Genomic DNA, 24,558 nt, shown 5'->3' with positions numbered 1-24,558 from the left:
TAATTTAGAATTGTACTTTTACATTAAATCCTATATTGCGCATGCTCGGTTGCATGAAGTAGTCCACATTCATATAGTAGTTACTGGATGTAGAAGCAGACAATTCAGGGTCAAACGGTGCTTTGCAATAGATCATCCACAGGTTGCGTCCTACAAGCCCGAAGGTTACATTGGCTACATTGTTCAGCCATTTCTTGGGAAGTGTATAGCTAAGACTGAGTTCCTGAAGACGGACATTGGTGGCACTGTATAAATAGTATCTTCCGTAACCGCCTTCACCGGTACCGATGGTCTGATAGTATTTCTGTGTATCTACTTTTCCGTTATTCATTGGTACACCTTTATTGTCACGTGCATTTGCCGTGATACTTGATACGCCATAGTAGTCCAGAACACCTTGCGTGGCTGAGTATGCCAGACCACCTACACGTGCGGAAAGTACGACTCCCAGATTGATTCCTTTGTAAGTGAAATTGTTGGTCCAGCCTAAATTATAGTTAGCGTTCAAATTTCCGACTTTGGTAGGAGTCTCTGCCGTATGCATACTAAGTCCTCCGGTTTGAGCATCCACTTTTATATTTCCGTTATTATCTTTGGTTAATTCATTGTACACGTATATGTCGGTCATTGTACCTCCTTCTGTCAAGATTACTCGGGGAGCTACATTCTCTTTACCAAGCCATCCTACAGGCATGTTTGGCATATCGATCAGTTCGCCCGTTACAGGGTTGGTGCTACCGCCTGCCAGACGTTTTACCTTGTTGCGGTTCAGAGTGAAAGTAGCATTTGATGCCCATCTGAATCCTGCCCATTCGTCGGTGAAGCCGAGCGCCAGTTCGATTCCCTGGTTTTGTACATTACCAGTCTGAACGATTGCCTTATTATATCCGGAGGAAGAGGGAATATCTACTTTAAATGTCTGGTTTAAAGTATTGGAACGATAATAGGTTGCGTCCAGATTGAAGCGGTTTTCCCAGAACTTCAAGTTCAGACCGATTTCCCATGATTTGGTTTTCTCCGGTTTCAGATTGTCCATCGGGTAAACTGTCGGGTTTGCCCAGTTGTGAGTCTGGCTGTTATATTCATATCCCGGGTTAGTCAGGTAACGGTCGAAAGAAGAGGCTACAACTGTGTAAGAACCACGTACTTTTGCATAAGATATGATTTTAGGCAGAGTGAACATTTCCGTCAGTACAGCCGATAAGCCGACAGAAGGGTAGAAATATGAAGACTGATTGGAGAAAGCCAGTTTGGAATCCCAGTCATTACGTCCGGTCAACGTGAGGTAAAGTTGACTTCTCCATCCTAATTCGACATTAGCGAATATACTTTGTACTTCGTCATCGTATCCGTCCGGTAGTGGTTTATAGTTTGCAGCGTAATTAATATTATTCAGTGCAAAGAAGTTAGGTATAATTAGGTCACCAGCAAAGCCGATTGTCTGCATGGAAGTGTGATAAAGTGACATACCTATATTGGTATTCAGACGGAAATCTCCGAATGTTTTATCAACAGTAGCCATTAAATCGGTATATAAAGAACGTTCCTGACGCATAGCATCTTCAAAACCACCATTGACAGAGCAGAAAGTGGCAAGTGTTGAAGCGTATTTTTCTGTTTTGTTACGATAATCCGAGTTGTCCAAATTGACACGTCCGGTGATATTTAACCAGTCTGTAACTTTCCATTTCAGAGAGGCATTCAGCATATAGCGTTTTTTGTCAGAGGTACGTCTGATGCGGTTTTGAGTCCAGTAAGGATTCTGCAAAGACAGTCCGCCGTCGCCATAAGGCCAGTATTGTTTCATAAATCCGTAATTTGTATCGTAACGTTCGTACAGGCGGATTTCATCAAAATTATCTCCGCGTGGAAACAGATACAAAGCGGGTAGGGGATTGTAATATTGTCCCTGAGATACCATATTGGTATTATTCTGTATGATATATTGCGCACCGATATCCAGTGTCAGCTTATCATTCAGGAAGTTAGTTGTATTGCGTGCGGTAAAGTTATAGCGGTTGTAGCTGTTATTTGGTAAAATACCATCTGAATTTGTCGTGGAAGCTGAGAAGTAAGTCTGATTTTTATCGCTTCCTGTCGATAATGTAATGGAGTTTATGATATTACTACCGGTATTGAAGAAGTCTTTCGGATCATATCTTTTATCTGTCAGATCTCCCCAGCTGAACAAGCCTGAACTTGTTCCGTATCTGTTCTGCATCTCAGGCATAATATATGCCTTGGAGAAGGTCGTACTATTGGAAACAGTAAGTGATATCTTTTCTTTTTTCCCTTTCTTTGTGTTAACCAGGACTACTCCATTGGCTGCGGCAGAGCCATAAAGGGCAGCAGCTGACGGTCCGGTCATCATACTTATACTTTCTATATCGTCCGGGTTTAAGTCTGCTACTGCATCAGAACCACCCATTGATCCGTACTGACCATCACCACCACTTGAACCGGTGTTAAACATAGGTACACCGTCAATCACATATAAAGCATTGTTATTCTTGGTCAATGACTTCATACCACGCATTACAACACGTGTAGCACCACCGGCACCTGTAGCACCGCTGCTTATCTGCACACCGGCTACTTTACCTGCAAGCGAATTGATAAAGTTGGCATCTTTCACCGCTGTTAAAGCTTCTCCCTTTACTTGCTGTACATTATAACTCAACGCTTTTTGTTCACGTTTGATACCCAACGCAGTAACTACTACTTCGTCCAAGGTTTGCGTGTCTTCACCCATTGTGACTTTTAGGGGTTGGGCGTTGGCAAGCGTGATTGATTGGGAGATATGCGGAGTAGTATGAGAGAAGAACATCTCATACTAAATATAACCATTGATATTTGTATTTGATAATTTGTATATTTGTGTAAATATATGAATTGTTGAGTGGATAGTTCTGTCTCTTTATTTATGTTGTTATTATTTACAATGTATAGTAAAAACAAAGGCTGCCTCATTCCAAAGGCAGCCTTTTCTATATGTACAATTTATTGTAGTTTGTTGCTATTCTTGCGGTGGGAATATAAACCCGTTCCCTTTGTTATCATCAAAAGAATAACTTGATGGCTTGGGTAAATTCTTACCATTCTTACTCCAGTCCCAAAGCAGAGTCTCATCCTCTGTAATTTCTCCGGTAGCACTATCCCTCTTCTTCCCATTCAATGGATAATAAAGCAGTAAATTGTCATCGTCAGGATTTACCATCTTCCATATATTCGAAGCTATCTCTTGCGAAGTTCTGGCCGTTTTCCAAAAACGAACCTCACGAATCAGCTCGTTTGAACCACCAATCCAAAAGCCAATCAATCCATAAGGACCTGTTCTGATTTCCCGGTCAGCAACCAGCACTCCGTTCACGTATACATAATTCTTTTGACCATCATATACGAAAGCTAACATATACCAAGTGTCAGGCTGTGCAGAGAATTTGTCAGCGGGAACATCAATCTGAGAGCTTCCCGTCTTAATTTGTAATTGATTAGGGTTAATAGTTACATCACCGAAACGAGTATAAATCTCATCCATAGGACCAGCATTGGCAACCAATTTAGTTCCACAAATAGAACGATTGTTACTTTTGTAACTAGCCCTATTGACCATAACTTCCATTGTCCATTGATCAACTTTGAAATCGTTAGGGAACATTTTATCATCCTCGCTCCCCGAACCACTTCCACTTGTACTTATCCGGAGCGCTTTTGTATTCACTCTTTGCTCAAGTACAAGTAAAGTCTCTTCTTGCCCTCTGATAATATTCACGTCACCTCCTGTAATACGTATAGGCAAAGCATAGTTACCTTCTAGTGAGAATTTTACATTCTTCAAAGAAATAGGAACATCCATCATTGCATAAAGAGGCATAAATGTTATTTTCTGTGAGATCTCATACATCTCTTTAGGAAGTACTATATAGTTAGTTCCATTTTTAGCATTATAAGCATCTAACTGAGCTTGATTACCAGCCTCCAATGTAACTTTTATTTCTTTAGTATCTTGAACAGCTAAAGCTACTTGCAGCCCTTTAATTTCCACATCTTTGCCTTCTTCCACAAAGCTTTGTAATACGCCGTTATTAGCTATATATACTCCTTGCTCACTTTGAAAATCATCCAAAGGATTTTTATATAACTCATTTTGACAACCTGTTAAGAATAACAGAACAGCTAAATAAATATTCTTTTTCATAATAGTCATTCTTTAATATTAATCGAACTTACCAGGATATACCTGATTACCAAAATACAAGGCTTTTCTCAACCATTTGTAAGGAGGGTCATTCGGGTAGTCATACTCCATATGATAAGTACCTATACCACCTATTCTCTTACCACTGGGCAAATCGAGTGTTGCATAGTCAAGAATCTGATTCCCTTCCATACTGTTCAATTCAGGACGCACACTTGTATAATAAGTTATGCCACCAGTTTTCCACCCTTGTTCAAATTCAACGGTAATAATTGTTTTACGCTCCCAGTCGTCCAGATTCGGTTTATTTATTTTATAAATTACAGAACTAGTACTTGATTCCCAGTATGCCTGATAGATGTAATGATCAACCAATTTTGAAGTTTCTGTAGATAAGAGATCCGGCTGACCATCCATAACTAACATTCTTCCAGCAGGACGTAGGCGGGCACTTAAAGTTTCAATGAAAACCTGCATCTTATTATTACCGCTAGGACTGATTGTCTGGTAGTTTGCTAAAGTTCCGGAATGTCCATATCCAGGTTCGTAGTCAATATCAAAACCATCAAGATTGTACTTTTCAATACTATCACAAATAGCATTTGCATATGCTTTTACTCCTTCAATGAAGTTTCCTTGTCCCTTTTCTTCTACCCAATATTGCGTTGCATTCAATCCTTTAGGAGTCAGCTGATCTCCCAAATCTTGAATAATCCAACATAATAATGCCTTTCCTCCTTTCACTTCCTGGAAGAATTTCAAATCTGCTTTCTGTTCATCAGAAAGGTAACCTCTTGTTCCCCAGAGAGATACAAAATCTACACTATCGGGTAACATCTTCAAATAATTTTGAGCGTTGTTTCCTTTTCCAGTCCAGTTACCAAACCAACCAAAGCCTTTCACATGAGGAGTTTTTCTATATTCTCTTATTTGAGCGAAATATTCACGCATGGTCGGTGTAAGATCTTCTTCGGTTTGGGCTTCTATTAGGGGAATCAGACGGTGCATTCCTTCTTGATTCTCAAAAACCTCTCTTTCTTCAGATGTCCAGTCAGAACAGCTTAGTATACTTAAGGCAGATATACCTATACACAAATACTTTAATAATTTCATAATTTTCTTTTCTTAAAAATGAATATCATTATTACTGATTAGGTTGTTTGGGCCTGTTTGAACGTACCCACCATAATTTAGTAGCTCCTATATCTCCACCTCCCAGCAATGTTGGAATTTCAGCCATATTAGGATTGGAATTATAGGCTGTAGGAGCAAATCTAAAGCGTTCAGGAACTCTGCAATCTTCTATTGAGGCGCCAATTCTTCCAGGAGCAGCTTCATCCATAGGTTTCATTAAATATGGGAAACCGGTTCTGCGATATTCGGTCCAGGCTTCCACAGCGTTCGGATATAGTGCCAGATATTTTTGCGTAATAATTTTCTGTAACTGTTCTTCTTGCTTACTCAAATTTCCTGTGTAATCATCCCATTTGGGTGAAGTATTTCCAATGCTTAAATCATGGTTATAAGTGCCATATTTGTAATTACTACCAGTGAGTCCGGTTGGTTTACCTGTTCCTGACAGGTATGTGGCAACTCCACTGACTCCTTGCTCTTGAAATGAAATATTTATTCCTTGTTCATAGAACGTTTTGGGGTCACCACCTATCAAATTGTATAGAGCAGCTTCTGCTTTCAGAAAATAAGTTTCGGATGCTCTGAACCAATATAAAGGAGAATTGGAATCTACTTTCGGACGCGATGCAAATTTTGCAGAATATGAGGTTTCCGATTTAGATTTACTATTCGTCGGTGCAACCGGAAAATAACCTGTTTGCGCCCAACTGCCAGAACCATATGTTCCTTCAGTAAAATATGCACTTAACCTAGGGTCTTTATATCCATCCAAATATCCCCAAATAGTGGCGCCCATTCTTGTTTCGTTATATTCATTGACAGATGCTAACATTGAATTCAGCAATGGCATTTTATCAGAACTTTTGATCTTTGCTTCACTTGAAATATCTTCAATAACACCGCCATTTTTAGGATCTAATGCTTTCGTAATATATTCTTTAGCCAAAGTCTCATCTATAAAATGTACTCTGACAGCTATTCTCAACATTAATGAGTTAGCCAGTTTTACCCAGTTTTGAACATTGCCATTGTATATCAAATCGTACTGAGCCATCACACTATAAGATATTGTATTCAGCAATTCTACTGATTTTGACAGATCAGCCAGCATGCTTCTGTAAACAACTTCCTGGCTGTCGAATTTTGGCGCAATACTTCCATCACCTGCTGAGTTATAAGCAATAGGACCGAAAACGTCTGTAGCTCGCAACCATGCTATATTTCTGACAATATTAGCAATCTCCAATATAGCTTGTTCTGATGGGGAATCCGAATCTTTAGCGATTTCATATATTTCATTCCAGGGCAAAAAGATTTGCGAGTAAAAGTTCTGATATGCATAATTCATTCTACTATCTGTAAAATTCCAATTAGCCTCATTATTAAATCCCCAATTATTATTATTGCCAAAATAACCAATATAGTTACCGGAAGATATCAAATCAGTATTTTGTAAATCATTTCCAGGTCCAGTTGTCAAACTAGGTGAACCTATAGGGATCACTCTTTGCTGCATATTCATGAAACGGGCACCATATTTAAGAGGACCTAATTCCCCATCGGAGACACCGTAAGGATTGGTATTGACAGCTTCATAATCACAAGCTGACATAGAACAAAGTGCCAAAAGCAGAATTATATATTTTTTCATATTCAATTCCTTTATTTATTTTAGAATCCAAATTTCAAACTCAATCCATAAGTAGACTGGCTGGGTAACATAAAGTAATCGTATCCTTGACCAAAAGTACCAGTGGAAGCTGTTAGTTCAGGATCATAAGGGGCCTTATTGTATATCATCCATAAATTAGTACCGTATACTGACAAGCTCAAATTATTAACAGTTCCTTTAAACCATTTATTGGGGAAAGTATAAGTCAGTCTGGCTTCCTGCAATCTCACATTAGTTGCTGAGTATGTATAGTAGGCATCCAAATTAGAAACTGCATCATAATAAGTTTTTGGATCAACTTTGAAATATCCTAATGATACACCACCTGCATCACGTGCATCTGCTGATGCTTCAGATACTCCATATCTGTCTAACATAGCTTGTGTTTTAGATATTGCGATTCCTCCAATACGAGCTGTGAACAACAAGTTAAGATTAAATCCTTTGTAACTAAATCCATGCTGCCATCCCAAATTCCATTTAGGGTTCACGCTACCTAGCTTGTAGGGTGAGGTGGTTTCTGTAGTTAATGCCTGACCTGGCTGATAGTCTATATAATTATCACCATCTCTTTTTAGCCATTCATTTGCATATACAGTACCAATTTCTCCTCCTTCTCTCAAACGGAAACGCCCAACCTGAATATCCGTTAAATCTATCAAGGTATTTGTTACCGGATTCAAGACATCACGTGCCAATTGGATTATTTTATTTTTATTTGTCGTCGCAGTGAACGTTGTATTATAATTAAAATCACCAAATTTCTTGTCAAATCCTAAACTTAATTCAAGTCCTCTATTCTGAACATTACCGGCTTGTACAAACATATATTCAAAATTACTACCCAATGTAGCTTTCAGTAACTGATTATATGTATTTGAATGATAATACGTAACTCCGAAAGTTATTGTATTATTAAACCATTTGGAATCAAGACCTACTTCATAAGAACGAGTTCTTTCAGCTTTCAGATTGGAAATCGGATAATATTTAAAAGGTTTAAAGGTTCCTCCTTCAAGTTCGTGAGTGAGAGTTCCAGGAGTTAACCCTGTATAGGGGATCGGCGAACCTACCTCTGTATAGGAAGCTCTGACTTTCAGGAAACCTAAAGTTGGCTCTAATTTCTCTTTAATATTATTGGGTAACAGTTCAGTAACGATGGCAGACAAACCAACCGAAGGATAGAAAATCCACGGATCATCACTGTTTACCAATTGAGAAGGCTTATCGGCTCTCCCTGTCAAGGTTAGGTATAAGGCCGAATTCCATGATAACTCAGCAGAAGCAAATACAGCAAAATTTCTCCTGCGGCTGTCTCCACCAGTTTGACTTGCGGTGCTCTGCGTCGGGTCTATATTACTATATACAAATTTATTCGGTACTAATAGCAACTGCCCTCCATATCCACGTCCTTTTGTATCATATTCTTCGAAAGAAGTTCCTGCATTGATCGTAGCATGATAGATTTCAGCAAACTGTTTATCGAAGTTTACCATTATATCTGCATATTTCTGTCGAAACGTCTCGTTAGAGTATGTATAGCGTCCGTTTGTACTAGCATATGTGTTTATGGTAGATGCATAACGTTTATCTTCCTTTTCAGTATAGGTATTATCTAAACGTACACGACCTGCCACATTCAAATAGTTGGTAATATCGTACTTTAAAGAGGCATATAACATATAACGGTCTTTTACTTCCGGACGAATGTTACGATAGGCAATCCAATATGGATTTTGTATATCCATGCCAAAATCTCCGGGACTCCATTGCTGTTGAGAATATCCGAGTTCACTATTATAGCGTTCAAAATACTTCTCTTTCTCAAAATCTTCACCGCGCGGATATAAGTATGCGCCAACAATTGGATTAAAATAAGTTCCATAAGAAATCATATTGTTATAATACTCACGTATATAACTTGCAGATGCATCTAATGTCAACTTATCATTCAAGAATTTAGCAGTATTTCTCAATGTCACATTGTAACGGTGGTACTTGTTATTGGGGACAATACCATCAGAATTTACAGCAGCAATCGAAAAATAAGTCTGATTCTTATCGTTTCCGGTTGAAAGATTAAATGAATTATTAAAGGTTGCCCCTAATTCAAAGAAGTCTTTAGGATCATACGATGATTGATTTTCCAGTTTATCTCCCCACGAATAATAGTTTCCTGATATTCCATATCTATTTTGGAATTTAGGCATTGTGAGCGGTGTCATAAACTCTACTGAAGAAGATACATCTATACGCATTTTTCCAGCTTCGCCTTTCTTCGTATTGATTAAGATTACTCCATTTGCTGCACTTGCTCCATACAATGCTGCAGCAGACGGTCCAGTCAATACTGACACACTTTCAATATCATCCGGATTGAAATTGGCGATACCTTCACCTGAAGTTCTGCCGCTTCCGAATCCTGTTCCGTCGCCAGTTCTGTCAGCTTGATTACCAATTGGTACACCATCAACTACATATAGAACATTGTTATCTCCGCTAATAGATTTGTTACCACGCATTGTAACACGAGTACTACCTCCTACACCGGAAGCACTGCGTTGTATATTCACACCAGCCACTTTTCCGTTTAGACTATTGACGAAGTTAGCATCCTTTACGGAAGTTAAAGCATCATTGTTAACTTTCTGCACATTATAACTCAACGCTTTTTGTTCACGTTTGATACCCAAAGCAGTAACTACTACTTCGTCCAAGGTTTGCGTGTCTTCACCCATTGTGACTTTTAGGGGTTGGGCGTTGGCAAGCGTGATTGATTGGGAGGCATAACCGATATAGGAGATTTCTAACACATCACCTTTGGCAGCTTGTATTTTGAAATTTCCATCCATATCAGTAATCGCACCAGTAGCTGTTCCTTTCACCAGAATGCTAACTCCAATTAAAGGTTCACCTTGTGCATCTGTTACTGTTCCCGTTGCAACGATTGGTGTTTTTTTCTGTTGTTCTACTTCTTTCTTAGTAGAAAGTACAATATGCTTATCGACTATTGAATAACTGATATTTGTTCCTTTAAACAGCTGACCCATAACGTTAGTCAGCGACTCTTTAGAAACTTTAATAGATATGACACGATTAATATCGACGTCATTTGTGTTGTATACTACTGACATTGAAGTTTGTTTCTCTATCTCTTTCAATGCAGTATTTAGAGGTACCTTCGATAGATTAAGGGTAATCATTCGTTCCTGCCCATAAGCTGAGGCAAAACTCGAAAACAATAAAAGGAAAAATAACAAGTATGGAAACTTGTGTTTTATAATTTCTTTCATCTTATTCTTTTTAATTAGAAATAGTTTTTAGGTAGTTAACAAACATGTGCGGGTAATAAATATAACCGCCACTCATACAAAGGATCTATGTATCTCTGTTTCTCATATTTATAAATTTAAAGGTTACACTAAAAATGATTTTTCATAAGCGCTTATTCATCAGTAATACATTTGATACTGCAACCATACTAAACGAAAATAAGATTTTTTTTCGTAAAAAATGGTTAGACTAAGCATTTTTTTGAAAAATAAATACATAATCATTTGATAAATAGAGCATTAAGTAGTTCTGAAAAACTATTCAATTTATTACATTTGCATGCAATTTGCATATATTCAAATAACAGATAGATATAAAGAATCATTTTATGTTCAAATATTCAAAAGATGGAGTTTCTGTATTGACCATATTAGACACCAGAAGGGCTAAAATTAATGGATTATTTCCAGTTAAAGTTCAAGTCGTATTTAGGAGAAAGCAGAAATATTATTCTACGGGGAAAGAATTGTCAAAAGAAGACTGGGATAGATTGTTAAAGGCAAAAAGTCAGTTATTAATGGAGGTAAGGACTGATATCGAAAGTAGTTTTTCTATTATAAAACAACAAGTTAGCGAACTTATCCAAAAAGGAGAATTTAGTTTTGAAATATTGAGTATCAGACTTGGAAGGCATACGAAAGAAATCAATCTGCGTACAGCTTTCGAATTAAAGATGAAGGAATTAGAGGATAATGAGCAGGCAAGTACATATTTAAATTATCGAAGTGCTTTGAAGAGTTTAGAATGTTTTGGTGGTACCAATATTCCATTAGACAGAATTACTGTGGAGTGGCTGAAGCACTGTGAGCGGTTTTGGATTTCTAACGGTAAGAGCTATTCAAGTGTGAGTATTTATTTTCGAACCTTAAAGTGCATATTAAACCGTGCAGTACGAGATGGAATACTGAAAGAATCATCATTTCCTTTTGGAAAGAATAAATATGAAATACCAGAAGGACATGGTCGAAAGCTGGCTCTCACTCTTCCTGAGATAAAAAGAGTCATGTCTTTCCAGGATTCTACCAATGAATTAGAGGAATTTCGTGATTTATGGTTCTTCTCTTATTTATGTAATGGAATTAATTTTATGGATCTGTTATTTCTCCAGTACTCAAATATTGTAGATGGAGAAATCTGTTTTATACGTTCCAAAACATCCAGGACTACTAAACATAGTAAAGAAATACGTGCTACTATAACTCCTGAGATGTGGGATATCATTCATAAGTGGGGAAACCCTAATATAAGCCCACAAACCTATATTTTTAAATATGCCAAAGGGAATGAAGATGCTTTTGAAAAGATCAAATTAGTGCGTCGTATCGTTACTAAATGTAATAGAAAATTAAAAAAAATAGCCCAAGGTACAGGTATTGCTCAACTGACTACTTATACGGCAAGACATTCATTTGCGACAGTACTAAAACGTGGTGGAGCCAAAACGTCTTATATTTCAGAAAGTCTTGGTCACTCTAATTTAACTGTTACTGAGAATTATTTAGCATGTTTTGAAAAGGAAGAGAGGATTAGAAATGCTCGACTACTGACTAATTTCGATAATAAAATGTAAATTTGAATGGTGCATGCAAATTGTATGCACAACGCTACTTTTTGTGTTTATTGCATAGGCATAAAATAAATGAGTATACGATAATATGATGAATTATAGAAAAATCTCATTGTGTCTAATATCATTACAAGATATGATTAACCATATGGTTAATCATATCTTGTAATGTCGCATTTTATAAATAATAGAAAACATGAAATCAGTAAAATCAGCACATTCTTAAAAAAATGCATATTTAATGTGTCTAGAATGTAATATATTACACTAAACTATATAAGAATTAGAAATAAAACCTTTATTCTTGATTTGTATTCAACGGCTTGATTTAAATAAACGTTATTAATAATTATATGGTTATTAAATCGTTTAAAATACAGGCGTTTTAATATAAATAACAATATATAGAATCATATTGTCATTTCAGAATCAAGCGAAAAATTAAATCAAATAGAGAAAAAGTTCTTTCAAAGTGCCCATATTTATCTTGGTTTTAAAGGAACTGGTGTTTCCTTTAAAACCAAAATGCCGTTCCTTTTAAACCAACGACTGCTCCGTTCGTATATTTTAAAGCTCTTTCATAGAATTGAAGATGGCATTTTTATGCACTAAGCAATTGTTTTATGCAAACACATCGCATAATCTTGCAATAAATTATACATTTTTTTGCTATTTATTAGATTTCATAGACTTTGACTACCTGGCTATTCTTAAAAATAGAACATAAAGAAGTATGAAAACAGCTATAAATTCATTACTCCCAATCAATCACGCTTGCCAACGCCCAACCCCTAAAAGTCACAATGGGTGAAGACACGCAAACCTTGGACGAAGTAGTAGTTACTGCGTTGGGTATCAAACGTGAACAAAAAGCGTTGAGTTATAATGTACAGCAAGTAAAGGGAGATGAATTGACTAATATAAAGGATGCTAACTTTATTAATGCTTTATCAGGAAAAGTAGCTGGCGTAACAATAAATGCTTCTTCAGCCGGTGCTGGGGCTGCGGCTCGTGTAGTTATGCGTGGTACAAAGTCTTTGGAGAAAAATGATAATGCACTTTATGTTATTGATGGTATTCCAATGTTTAATGTAAATTCAGGAGATAATGCTGGAGGTACGATGAACAAACAGCCAGGATCTAATAGCGTAGCTGATATTAATCCTGAAGATATTGAGAGCATGACAATTTTAACAGGACCTTCCGCTGCAGCCTTGTATGGTTCGGATGCTTCTAATGGAGTTATTCTTATCACTACTAAAAAAGGTACTGTAGGAAAAGTGCAAATTTCTTATAGTAATAGTACAAGTTTTTCATCTCCGATGATGATGCCGAAGTTTCAGAATATTTATGGTAATCGTGAAGGAGAGTTAGGCAGTTGGGGGAGCTTGATGGATACTCCTAGCAACTTTGATCCATCTGACTTCTTCAATACGGGAATGACGGAGATGAATGGTTTCACGTTGACCACTGGTACTGAACAAAATCAAACTTACGCATCTGTCTCTACTACAAACTCTACAGGTATCTTACCTAATAATGCTTATAACCGCTATAATTTCTCTATTCGTAATACCGCTAAATTCTGTGATAATAAGTTGAGTCTTGATTTGGGAGCTCAATATATTATTCAAAATAATAAGAATATGGTAGGTAGTGGACAATATTTTAATCCCTTGGTATCTCTTTATCTTTTTCCACGAGGTGAAAACTTTCAGGAAGTACAGATGTATGAACGCTATAGTGAGGCTCGAAACCTTATGGTACAATATTGGCCGGAATCTATATTTGGTACTGATTTGGATATGCAAAACCCATATTGGATTATGAATCGAATGCAGAATGAGCTTTCTAAACGTCGTTATATGTTTAATGCTAGTCTGAAATGGGATATAACAGATTGGGTGAATGTAACAGGGCGAGTACGTGTGGATAATTCAGATAGCGATAGTTATGAAAAGTATTATGCTAGTACACGAGGTACTTTTACAGAAAGTAGTTCTAAAGGTTATTATGGACATACTAAACAAAATGATCGGTCTGTTTATGCTGATGTAATGGCTAGCATAAATAAGAATTTCTTTGATGACAAACTTTCATTGAATGCAACTGTTGGTGCTTCTATTAATGATATTCAGGAAGATGCTATGTATCTAAAGGGAGGATTGGAGCAAATTCCTAATTTCTTCCATTATGGCAATATTAATGTCAATACTTCCAAGCGTAATGAATCAAAATGGCATGATCAAGTACAAAGTGTTTTTGCAAGTGCAGAATTAGGATGGAATCATCAATTGTATTTGACTGTCACTGGGCGTAATGACTGGGCATCTCAATTAGCTTTTACCAGCAAAGGTTCCTACTTTTATCCGTCTGTTGGTCTGTCATGGCTTGTTAGTGAATCTGTAAAGCTACCAAAAGCTATTTCTTATTTGAAAGTTCGTGGTTCGTGGGCGGAGGTCGCTTCTTCCCCTAATCGATACCTTACCCAAATGCAATATACTTATAATGAGCAAACAAATACATATGAATATCCTGCAAGTCATTATAATACTAATCTGAAACCAGAAAATACAAAATCATGGGAACTAGGCGTCAATGCTAAATTCCTTGGCAACCGTATTAATTTAGATATGACCTTCTATCGTTCTAATACCTTCAATCAGACATTCTATGTTGATGCATCGGCTTCATCTGGATATAAGAATAATATTGTGCAGACTGGTAATATTCAGAATCAGGGTATTGAGCTGGCTTTAGGATATTCTGATACATTTGATAAAGTGAAGGTATCTACAAATTTCACTTACACTCTTAATCAAAACAAGATCGTTAGTTTAGCGAATGGTGCCATCAATCCGGAAACCGGCGAAGCTATCGAAATGGAGTATTACTCAAAAGGAACATTGGGAACTAGTGGTGGTCCGACTTTAAGACTCTATGAAAACGGATCAATGGGAGATATTTATATCAATCAGCGTTTGCGTCAGTCTCCTAATGGATATATTTGGAAAGACCCCTCTAATGGAAGTTTGGCTATTGAAAATACGGAATACCGCAAGGTTGGCTCTATTCTTCCTAAATATTATTTGGGATGGAATGGTAGTGTTGCTTGGAAGGGATGGAATCTTGGATTTGCATTCACCGGGCGTTTTGGAGGATTAGTTGTATCGGATACACAAGCCATGATTGATAAATATGGTGTATCTGAAAGTTCTGCAGTTGCTCGTCAGGCAGGCGGTGTATGGGTTGGAGACAGTAAAGTGGATGCTGAGGAATATTATAGTAAAGTAACTACTGCTGTTGGTACTTATTATACATATAGTGCAACGAATATTCGCCTTTCTGAACTGAGCTTGAGCTACCAACTTCCTAAAACATGGTTCAAAAATCATGTAAATATGACACTGGGGCTTACAGGAAAGAATTTATGGATGATTTATTGTAAAGCACCTTATGATCCGGAAAGTACATCTTCTGTCACTAGTAATTTCTATCAGGGGGTTGACTATTTTCAACAACCTAGTTTGAGAAGTCTCGGATTTAATGTCAAACTAACATTCTAGTTTAGATTATGAAAAAGAATAAGATAATAAAGAAGTTTGCAAAACTGTCTGTGTATACTTTGTTAGTAGCACTAGGAACAGGTTGTACCGATAAATTTGAAGAGTATAATACAAATCCCTTTGGACCTAAACCTGACCAAATGCTGGGTGATAATGCAATCACCGGATCATTGATTAAAAGCATGATTCCTGCATTAGTACAAGGACAACAGAACAATTCACAGATGTTGGATCAGATGATTGGATCTGAATATGGTGGAGAAATTACTTGTATCGCCCAATGGGGTAATGGAGGTAATTATTATACTTACAATCCAAGAGTTGGGTGGTATGGAAATATGTTTGATACTACTATGCCACAGATTTATACCGGATATTTCCAGATACGTGATCTTTCTGATGGCAAAGGATTGGCTTATCAATGGGCACAGATTCTTCGTGTGGCAGCTTCACTTAAAATTAGTGATTGTTATGGACCGATTCCTTATTCTCAAATTACAGGAACTGCTTTTACTGTAGAATATGACAATATGGAGGATCTTTATAAACACATGTTTGATGATTTGGATGAAGCGATTTCCGCTTTTAAAGTAGCAGTGTTAGGTAATGAAGATATGAGTTCTTTATCAGAATACGATCTTGTATTTAATGGAGATTTTAACAAATGGGTGAAATTTGCCAATTCTTTAAAGCTTCGTATGGCAATGCGCATTTCTAGTGTTTCTCCAGCACTTGCCAAGGAGAAAGCAGAAGAAGCTGTTTCTGATGTAATTGGTGTGATGACATCTGCATCAGATGCTGCATATAGTAAATATAATGACGGTATGAATCCATATTATCGTGTTACTTCTTCATGGAATGAAATTCGTATCAGTGCTAATATCACTTCATATTTAAGCGGTTATAATGATCCTCGTTTGGCTAAATATGCATCAGAAGCAGATGCTTCTATCGGTGGAGGACAAATAGGAGTGCGAAATGGTATTTACCAAAGTGCTACAACTCAGGCAAATTATACAAAATTCTCCCGCCTGAATATTGGTATAGATGATGAATTGCTCATTATGTCTGCATCTGAAGCTTATTTTTTACGTGCAGAAGCTGCATTGATGTATAAATGGAATATGGGAGGAACTCCCAAAGAACTTTATGACGCAGGAGTGACAGTGTCTATGGAAGAACGTAAAGCTACTATTGGCGATTATTTGAAAAGTGAAAAGGTTCCTGCTGCTTACAGTGATCCTTCGGATTCAGGTAAGGATATAGCAGCAGTGTCAACTGTAACTCCGAAATATAATGAATCAGCAAGTGTTACAGAGAATTTGGAGCGTATTTTGATTCAGAAGTGGATTGCCAATTTTCCGAATGGTTGGGAAACGTGGGCTGACATTCGTCGTACAGGTTATCCTAAACTATTCCCTATCGTGAATAATCTGAATACAGATGGGGTGACAGTGCAGCGTGGTATGCGTCGTTTGCCTTTCCCTCAGTCAGAATATAATACGAATAATGCAAATGTGAAAGCAGCTGTATCAATGTTAGGTGGTGCAGATAACTCTGCCACAGATCTTTGGTGGGCTAAGAAAAATTAAATCAGAACGTTAAAATAATTTTTATTATGAAAACGAGCAAATTGAAAAAAATAATATACGGAATAGGAATTTCTCTCTTTTTTTCGCAGGGATTCTTAAATATCGCATGTAGTGATTGGACCGACATAGAGGCGAAAGATTATTATGAACCTCCTACGCAAGGTTATGAAAATAATTTGAAGGATTATTTTAACTCTCCACATAAGATTATGTTTGGCTGGTTTGGTAACTGGGCAGGTAAGGGAGGTTCTTCCATGCAATATGCTTTATGTGGATTACCGGACAGTACGGATTTTGTGAGCCTTTGGCTCTGTTGGGGAAATCTGACGGTTGAGCAACAGGCTGATTTAAAAGACTTTCAGGCTAAGGGTTCCAGAGCAGTGCTTTGTTGGCGCGCAGGAGATATTGGTGATAATCTCACACCGGGGGGTAACGATGATGCAGTGAAGGAAGCGTTTTGGGGCTTTGATCCTAAAGATGAGCAATCTTGCATTGAGGCTGCTAAGAAATATGCACTTGCTATTGTAGATACATGTAACAAATATAATATCGATGGATTTGATTATGATATTGAGGATTGGGGGACTTTAATGAACTCCAGTATGCCATCAGTACCCAATGCGTTTATGAAGACTTTACGTGAGGAGTTTGATAAGACGGGGAAAATGTTGGTTGCTGATATCCCTGGTGGTGCAGGTTGGTTGAGCTTTTATGAAGTGCTTTCAGAGGAAACAGTTCTAAGTCTTGATTATATAGCTTGGCAGACCTATGAACTAGGACATTCTGGATTGGATTCTTTCTTTGAAGCTGTACGTAGAAGTCACCCTAATGTCTTTAAAGAAGCTATGGGGAAATCTATTGTGACTGCAACTTTTGAAAGAGCAGTGGATAAGCATTACTTTACCGAGCAACAGAGCTATCATCCGGCTTGTGGAATAGAACATGCAGGTATGGGGGCTTATCATATTGAGTATGATTATCCTGGAAATCCTGATTATCCCACAGTGCGTGCAGCTATTGCTGCACAGAATCCTCCTATTAATAACTAAAAGAAAGGGTTAAACAATGAAGAGAATATCTTTACTTAAAATAATGGCATTTGGGGTACTGGCACTGGTCCATACTGCATGTGAAAATGCTAAGTATGATGTTATAGATAATTTAGTCTATATAAATGAAGCGTCTACATCCAAAACTAAAGAATTGACATTGACAGAGGGTACGACGCGTACTTCGTTAACTGTACGTTTGGTGAATATTATTAATCAAACAATAAAAGCTAATTTATTTATTGACGAATCTGTATTAGATGCTTATAATAAGAAGAATGAAACTAATTATAAAATGCCTCCTAAAGAATATATATCATTTCCTGAATCAGTGACAATTGAAGCAGGTTCTGTAAGTGCAGATCCTGTGAATGTTGATATTAAAAGTTTTGAAGCTGAAGGCGGTGCTCAATATGCAATTCCCATCAGTATTAAGAATGTGGAAGGAGGTATTGAGAAGTCGGAATCCTCTTCCAGTTTTTTATTGGTTCTTGTGAAGCCTTTGAAACAAGCTGTTCCTAAATTAACATGGTATAATGGTATGCATGCAGCCCCGGAAGGAGCTTGGGGGTTAGCTTTGCCAAATTATACATTGGAATGGTGGAGTAAAGTCACCTCTAAATCAGGGAACGGTGGATATACTAAGAATAATCAGGCTATAATAAACTCAGGAGGTTTAGGGACAGAACTATATATACGGTTTGGTGACTTAATCTATTCCGAGAATGGTAGCTATAAAAATAATTTCCTACAAGTAAAAACGATGGGGTCTCAATTTGATACAGGTGATCCAACTAAGGGAAAAGGTTTAGAAGCACAAAAATGGTATCATTTTGCAGTGAGTTATGATGCAGCATCCGGTACTACTTTATTGTACCAAAATGGTACTGTAGTTGCCTCATTATCTTCTTCAATAGGACAACCGATGAATATTGATCAATTTCAGATGATTTCTTCAGGAGAAGAATATTTTCCGGATTTCTGTGAAATGTGTCAGGTTCGTTTTTGGAAAGTTACACGCACAGTTAATCAGATAAAGAAATCTATGTATACCGAAGTTGATTATACAGACAAGAATTTGTTGTTGTATCTGCCAATGAATGAAGGTGAAGGAGCTACAATACTACACGATGTAACCGGTAATGGTCATGATGTGGAAATTGGCAATTCTAACCTAGGTAACGAAAACCGTCAAAAGGTGACATGGGAAACATATTCATTTGCTCAATAATTTAAAACAGTATGATATGAAAGCATTATTTAAATATATATTATACAGTACATTTTTTGCTATGTCATTGCCATTAGTCACAGCATGTGACGATGACGAAGCAACAGATCCGTATGATATCAATTATGTCTATATTTATAAACCAAGTGAAACAAATGCTACTTTAGAGTATAAAGGAGACGGAACTTTTTTGAAAGAAATCGCCACCGAACATATTTTGTCTCCTGTCAGGTGTACTAAACCTGCACCACAAGATTTGACCATCCAATTAGCTATTGACAGGTCATTGGTAGATGCATACAACAGTGAATATGGAACGAGCTATGTAGCTTTACAAAATGCAGAACTGGAAAATGCAACTTTGTATATAAAACAAGGGGAATATATCTCTGTAGATACTTTAAAAGTGCATTATACTAATATGGAAGAATTTAAGAACGGATCGGAAAATTATATTCTCCCGATTGCTATAACTTCTATTAATGGAACAGGAGTATCAGCGAGTGAAAGTAATAGTAAGATATTCTTGACATTTGAATCGACTTACAAACCAAATCATGTCACACTGACTTCAAGTAAAGAATATCTGTTAGAGTATCAGTATAGTCAAGGATTTACAAATTTAAGCAGTGAATGGAAGCTTGACGGTATCTTAAAATCGGCATGGGCCGCAGATGGTGACACCAAAGTTACTCTTGCTATTAATCCGGCATTAGTTGGAACGTATAATGCATTGCATGGCACAGATTATTCTTTACTGACTAGTGCAAGTTTGAAGCAATCGACAATAATGATTAAACAAGGAAAAACAACTCCGGAAGAGAGTGTTGCCTTGAGTTTTTCGGATGATATGGCTTCTGTGCAGCTGGGTACTAACTATGTTATTCCAGTGACAATCACGAATGTTGATGGAGTAGGAGCAGATATAGGCGAGAATAAAGTTATATATATTGTTTATAAAACAGCACTTGTCGGATTTTTATCTTGTGTAGACAAACCGGTAGGTTCTGTAATAAATGACCATTCGGGTTGGAGTTTTACTTTGAATGGACAATCTAGCGACTTGTATGATTATGTTCCGGATGGCAGCATACTTGATATCGATTTGGGAAAACAAGAGAATATAAAAACTATTGCTTTACATTTCTATGAATGGTTTTATTCTTCGGAAAGTGCAAGTATAGCGATAAGTAATGATGGAGAGAAATATGAGGATCTTGGTGTAGCTTCAGGATTTGCAAATAAGACAAGTTACATTCTTCTTCTTGTGGCTAAACAAGCGCAATATATAAGAGTAACTTTCCATGGAGCTCTTTATTATTCTCCTTATATTAATACTGTAGGTATTTATACTGAAACTGAATAAAAAATGGCCCAAGTTTATTACTGAATGAGCTTGGGCTATTTGCTGTTTATATCATGTTGTGATCAGTTCTAAGTTTTCTTTGTTAATAAAACTTAGAACTGATTTTTTTCTTGAGTATCTTATATTTTTGGATTGTATTATCTAAAAACTAATTAAAGGAAATGCTATGAGAATCATTCGCCGTATTATTTTTCAGCTGCTTTGTTTGTTGGGAGCATGTTGTTATATTCCTGCAACAGCACAAGTCGTTTTAGTTGATAATGGAAAAACTAAATCCAGGATTATTCTATCAGAAAATGACCAGATTAATCAAATATCAGCAAATTTATTTCAATTGTTCCTTCAGAGAATTTCAGGTTGTACATTTCCCATTGTAAAAGGGCAGAATGCAAAAAAAGGAGATATTATAATCAGTAGCAAAACCCCAGCTGGAGTGACAGAAGACGGTTTCAGCCTATCTACGAAAGATGGAATCTTACGTATTTCAGGCAGTGGGAATGGGACAGTCTACGGAGTTGTAACTTTACTCGAACAATATCTTGGAGTGGATTACTGGGGAGAAAACGAATACTCTTTTAACCCTGCGAAGACAATCGAACTGCCGCTTATCGATAAAATAGATAATCCGGCTTTCCGTTACCGCCAGACACAATGTTATGCTATTCGTACAGACTCCATATATAAATGGTGGAACAGGCTGGAAGAGCCAAACGAAGTGTTTGCTGCCGGTTATTGGGTGCATACTTTTGATAAGTTGCTTCCTGCTTCCGTATATGGAAAAGACCATCCGGAATATTATTCTTATTTTAAAGGCAAACGCCATCCCGGGAAAGCAAGCCAATGGTGTCTGAGTAACCCGGAAGTTTTTGAAATCGTGGCTCAGCGGATTGATTCTATTTTTAAGGCAAATCCGGATAAGCATATTATGTCTGTGAGTCAGAATGATGGTAATTATACCAATTGTACATGTGATGCCTGCAAAGCGATAGATGATTATGAAGGAGCACTCTCAGGAAGTATCATTACTTTTTTGAATAAGCTGGCTGCCCGTTTTCCCGATAAGGAATTTTCCACGCTTGCCTATCTGTATACGATGAATCCTCCGAAACATGTGAAGCCATTGCCGAATGTGAATATCATGCTTTGTGATATAGATTGTGACCGTGAAGTGACTTTGACGGAAAATGCCTCAGGTAAAGAGTTTGTGAAAGCAATGGAAGGCTGGGCTGCCATCACTAATAATATTTTCGTGTGGGATTATGGTATTAATTTTGATAATTATCTGGCTCCGTTCCCTAATTTTCATATCTTGCAGGATAATATCCGTCTGTTCAAAAAGAATCATGCCACTATGCATTTCTCACAGATTGCAGGAAGCAGGGGAGGAGACTTCGCTGAGTTACGTGCCTATCTGGTATCTAAGTTAATGTGGAACCCCGAAGCGAATGTTGATTCTTTGATGCAGCATTTCCTGCATGGATACTATGGAGAGGCTGCGCCATACCTTTATCAGTATATCAAGGTGATGGAGGGAGCGTTGATAGGCAGCGGACAAAGATTGTGGATTTATGATTCTCCTGTTTCCCATAAATACGGAATGCTGAAACCACAACTGATGCGACGTTATAATCAACTGTTTGATGATGCAGAGAAAGCGGTGGCTGAAGATAATAAATTCCTGAAGCGTGTGCAGCGTGCCCGCTTGCCCATTCAGTATTCGGAATTGGAAATTGCCCGTACTGAGACTGGTACGGATATGAATGAGATCAGTCCGAAATTGGCACTTTTTGAAGAACGGGTGAAAGAATTTAATGTACCGACATTGAATGAACGTTCCAATTCTCCTGTGGAATATTGCCAGTTGTATCGGGAGAGATATATGCCCCGTGCAGAAAAAAGTGTTGCGATAGGAGCGAAGGTTACTTATCTTATTCCTCCTACCGGTAAATATGCAGAAATCGGAAAAACGGCATTAGTGGACGGACTATTCGGAGGATCTACTTTCGTTGAAAGCTGGATTGGCTGGGAAGGAACAGACGGTGCTTTTGTTATAGATTTGGGTAAAGAGAAAGAAATACATAGTATAGATACGGATTTCCTGCATCAGATCGGAGCCTGGATTCTTTTCCCTCTGAAGGTGGTTTATTCCTATTCTGAAGATGGAGAGAATTATACACATTGGGGAGCACATGATATGCCGGAAAACCGTTCGGGGAAAGTGGAGTTCCGCGGAGTGAAGACTGAATCGGAAATGCCAGTGCATGCCCGTTATGTGAAAGTTGAGGTCACCGGTACGAAAGAATGTCCCGAATGGCATTATGGTGTAGGGCATCCTTCGTGGTTCTTTATCGACGAAGTAACAATAAAATAAAAAAAAGTAGGGGCAAGCGTTAGTAGTTTGCCCTTCTTAGTTGTATTATATATAGATGGGTCAGAAAAATGACCCTTTCATCTATATACTATTGAACTATGCAACAGAATAAAACTGCTTCTCAAGGAAAAACTATCAACCCGATTTATTGGGTACCTACCGCTTATTTTGCAATGGGACTTCCCTTTATTGCCATCAATTTGGTTTCCGTATTCATGTTTAAGGATTTGGGTATTTCTGATACTCAGATAACGTTTTGGACTTCTCTTATCATGATGCCCTGGACACTCAAATTCTTATGGAGCCCTTTTCTTGAAATGTATCGGACCAAAAAGTTTTTTGTACTGGTAACCGAACTGTTGAGTGGTATATTGTTTGGAGTAGTAGCTTTTTCGTTATTCTTTGATTATTTCTTTGCTATCAGTATTTCCACTATGGCGGTGATTGCGTTCAGTGGAGCCACACATGATATCGCTTGCGATGGTGTATATATGGCAGAACTGAATAAAGAGGATCAGGCTAAATATATTGGAGTACAGGGAGCTTTCTATAATGTGGCAAAATTGGTTGCCAACGGTGGATTAGTTGCTTTGGCAGGTATGCTGGCCGAATATTTCGGAGCGATAGAAGGAGCTTCGATAGATGCCAATAAGGGTGCGTATTCATCTGCATGGATGATTATTTTTGCCGTAATTGCTGCAGTAATGGTATTGCTCGGTCTTTATCATATAAAGATGTTGCCTTCTACACAAGTTCCCGCTACCGGCAAGAAGTCTACCTCAGAAATCATGCAGGATTTGGTAAATGTGATTGGGAACTTTTTTACTAAAAAACATATAGTATATTATATCTTCTTCATTATTCTCTACCGATTGGCGGAAGGATTTATAATGAAGGTTGCTCCTTTGTTTCTGCGTGCCTCCAGAGAGGTCGGAGGTCTGGGGCTGTCATTGACAGAAATCGGAACATTGAATGGCGTCTTTGGTTCTGCCGCCTTTGTTATCGGTTCATTGCTGGGTGGAATATTTGTTGCCAGATATGGATTGAAGAAAACTTTATTCATGCTTTGTTGCGTGTTCAACCTTCCTTTCCTTGCTTATACTTTCCTTGCTGTAGTCCAGCCGACCAGTCTTTATCTGATCGGAACATGTATCACAATGGAGTATTTCGGCTATGGTTTCGGATTTGTCGGACTGACCTTGTTCATGATGCAGCAGATTGCTCCTGGCAAACATCAGATGTCACATTATGCATTTGCTTCGGGAATCATGAATCTGGGAGTTATGCTTCCGGGAATGATCAGCGGCTATTTTAGTGATTTACTGGGATACCGTAGTTTCTTTATCTATGTACTGATCGCAACAATTCCTGCTTTTTTGATGACCTATTTTATACCTTTTACGTATGATGATTCAAAAAAGAAAAAATAAATTGCTATTTTTGAGTGATAATAGATAACCAATTACTAAATAAATAATT

The 24,558-nt window shown here is 37.6% G+C and carries 13 protein-coding genes; 8 read left to right on the top strand and 5 right to left on the bottom strand.

What is annotated here, in order from left to right:
* Positions 1-4: 4 nt before the first annotated feature.
* From BT_RS05260 to BT_RS05240, 5 genes are all read right to left on the bottom strand, one after another.
* Complete coding sequence (locus tag BT_RS05260; protein WP_229077311.1) at positions 5-2,752, bottom strand: SusC/RagA family TonB-linked outer membrane protein; 2,748 nt, start codon at positions 2,750-2,752, stop codon at positions 5-7.
* 264 nt (positions 2,753-3,016) lie between these two features.
* A complete protein-coding gene (locus tag BT_RS05255) occupies positions 3,017-4,198 on the bottom strand; it encodes a DUF1735 and LamG domain-containing protein (RefSeq protein WP_008761679.1) in 1,182 nt (393 codons plus the stop codon).
* 18 nt (positions 4,199-4,216) lie between these two features.
* Entirely contained in the window at positions 4,217-5,311 is a 1,095-nt protein-coding gene (locus tag BT_RS05250; protein ID WP_008761680.1) for an endo-beta-N-acetylglucosaminidase family protein, read from the bottom strand.
* A 31-nt stretch (positions 5,312-5,342) separates the two neighbouring features.
* Positions 5,343-6,983 (bottom strand): SusD/RagB family nutrient-binding outer membrane lipoprotein, encoded by a 1,641-nt coding sequence (locus BT_RS05245; RefSeq protein WP_011107593.1) that lies wholly within the window; start codon positions 6,981-6,983, stop codon positions 5,343-5,345.
* Positions 6,984-7,003: 20 nt separating this feature from the next.
* Positions 7,004-10,297, bottom strand: coding sequence for a TonB-dependent receptor (locus BT_RS05240; protein WP_011107592.1), 3,294 nt, complete (start codon positions 10,295-10,297; stop codon positions 7,004-7,006).
* Between the two features lie 368 nt (positions 10,298-10,665).
* Here BT_RS05240 and BT_RS05235 point away from each other — a divergent pair, with 368 nt between their 5' ends.
* From BT_RS05235 to BT_RS05200, 8 genes are all read left to right on the top strand, one after another.
* Positions 10,666-11,907, top strand: coding sequence for a site-specific integrase (locus tag BT_RS05235; RefSeq protein WP_011107591.1), 1,242 nt, complete (start codon positions 10,666-10,668; stop codon positions 11,905-11,907).
* 800 nt (positions 11,908-12,707) lie between these two features.
* Positions 12,708-15,470 (top strand): SusC/RagA family TonB-linked outer membrane protein, encoded by a 2,763-nt coding sequence (locus tag BT_RS05230; RefSeq protein ID WP_008765828.1) that lies wholly within the window; start codon positions 12,708-12,710, stop codon positions 15,468-15,470.
* 8 nt (positions 15,471-15,478) lie between these two features.
* Positions 15,479-17,062 carry a SusD/RagB family nutrient-binding outer membrane lipoprotein gene (locus tag BT_RS05225; RefSeq protein WP_011107590.1) on the top strand — a complete coding sequence of 528 codons (1,584 nt, stop codon included), beginning with the start codon at positions 15,479-15,481 and terminating at the stop codon, positions 17,060-17,062.
* Between the two features lie 26 nt (positions 17,063-17,088).
* The gene (locus BT_RS05220) at positions 17,089-18,111 is read left to right on the top strand and encodes an endo-beta-N-acetylglucosaminidase family protein (RefSeq protein WP_008765826.1); all 1,023 of its coding nucleotides are present in this window, start codon (positions 17,089-17,091) and stop codon (positions 18,109-18,111) included.
* Between the two features lie 16 nt (positions 18,112-18,127).
* Entirely contained in the window at positions 18,128-19,342 is a 1,215-nt protein-coding gene (locus tag BT_RS05215; RefSeq protein WP_225011813.1) for a BT_3987 domain-containing protein, read from the top strand.
* A 16-nt stretch (positions 19,343-19,358) separates the two neighbouring features.
* Positions 19,359-20,708 (top strand): BT_3987 domain-containing protein, encoded by a 1,350-nt coding sequence (locus tag BT_RS05210; protein WP_008765824.1) that lies wholly within the window; start codon positions 19,359-19,361, stop codon positions 20,706-20,708.
* Positions 20,709-20,874: 166 nt separating this feature from the next.
* Positions 20,875-23,079: a DUF4838 domain-containing protein gene (locus BT_RS05205; RefSeq protein ID WP_011107588.1), complete on the top strand. Its 2,205-nt coding sequence runs from the start codon at positions 20,875-20,877 to the stop codon at positions 23,077-23,079.
* A gap of 98 nt (positions 23,080-23,177) precedes the next feature.
* The gene (locus BT_RS05200) at positions 23,178-24,509 is read left to right on the top strand and encodes an MFS transporter (protein WP_011107587.1); all 1,332 of its coding nucleotides are present in this window, start codon (positions 23,178-23,180) and stop codon (positions 24,507-24,509) included.
* Positions 24,510-24,558 lie beyond the last annotated feature (49 nt).

Origin of the sequence: Bacteroides thetaiotaomicron VPI-5482 (assembly GCF_000011065.1) — a bacterium.
In the GTDB taxonomy this organism is placed as follows: Bacteria; Bacteroidota; Bacteroidia; order Bacteroidales; family Bacteroidaceae; genus Bacteroides; species Bacteroides thetaiotaomicron.
This window is presented reverse-complemented; position numbering and strand designations above follow the sequence as displayed.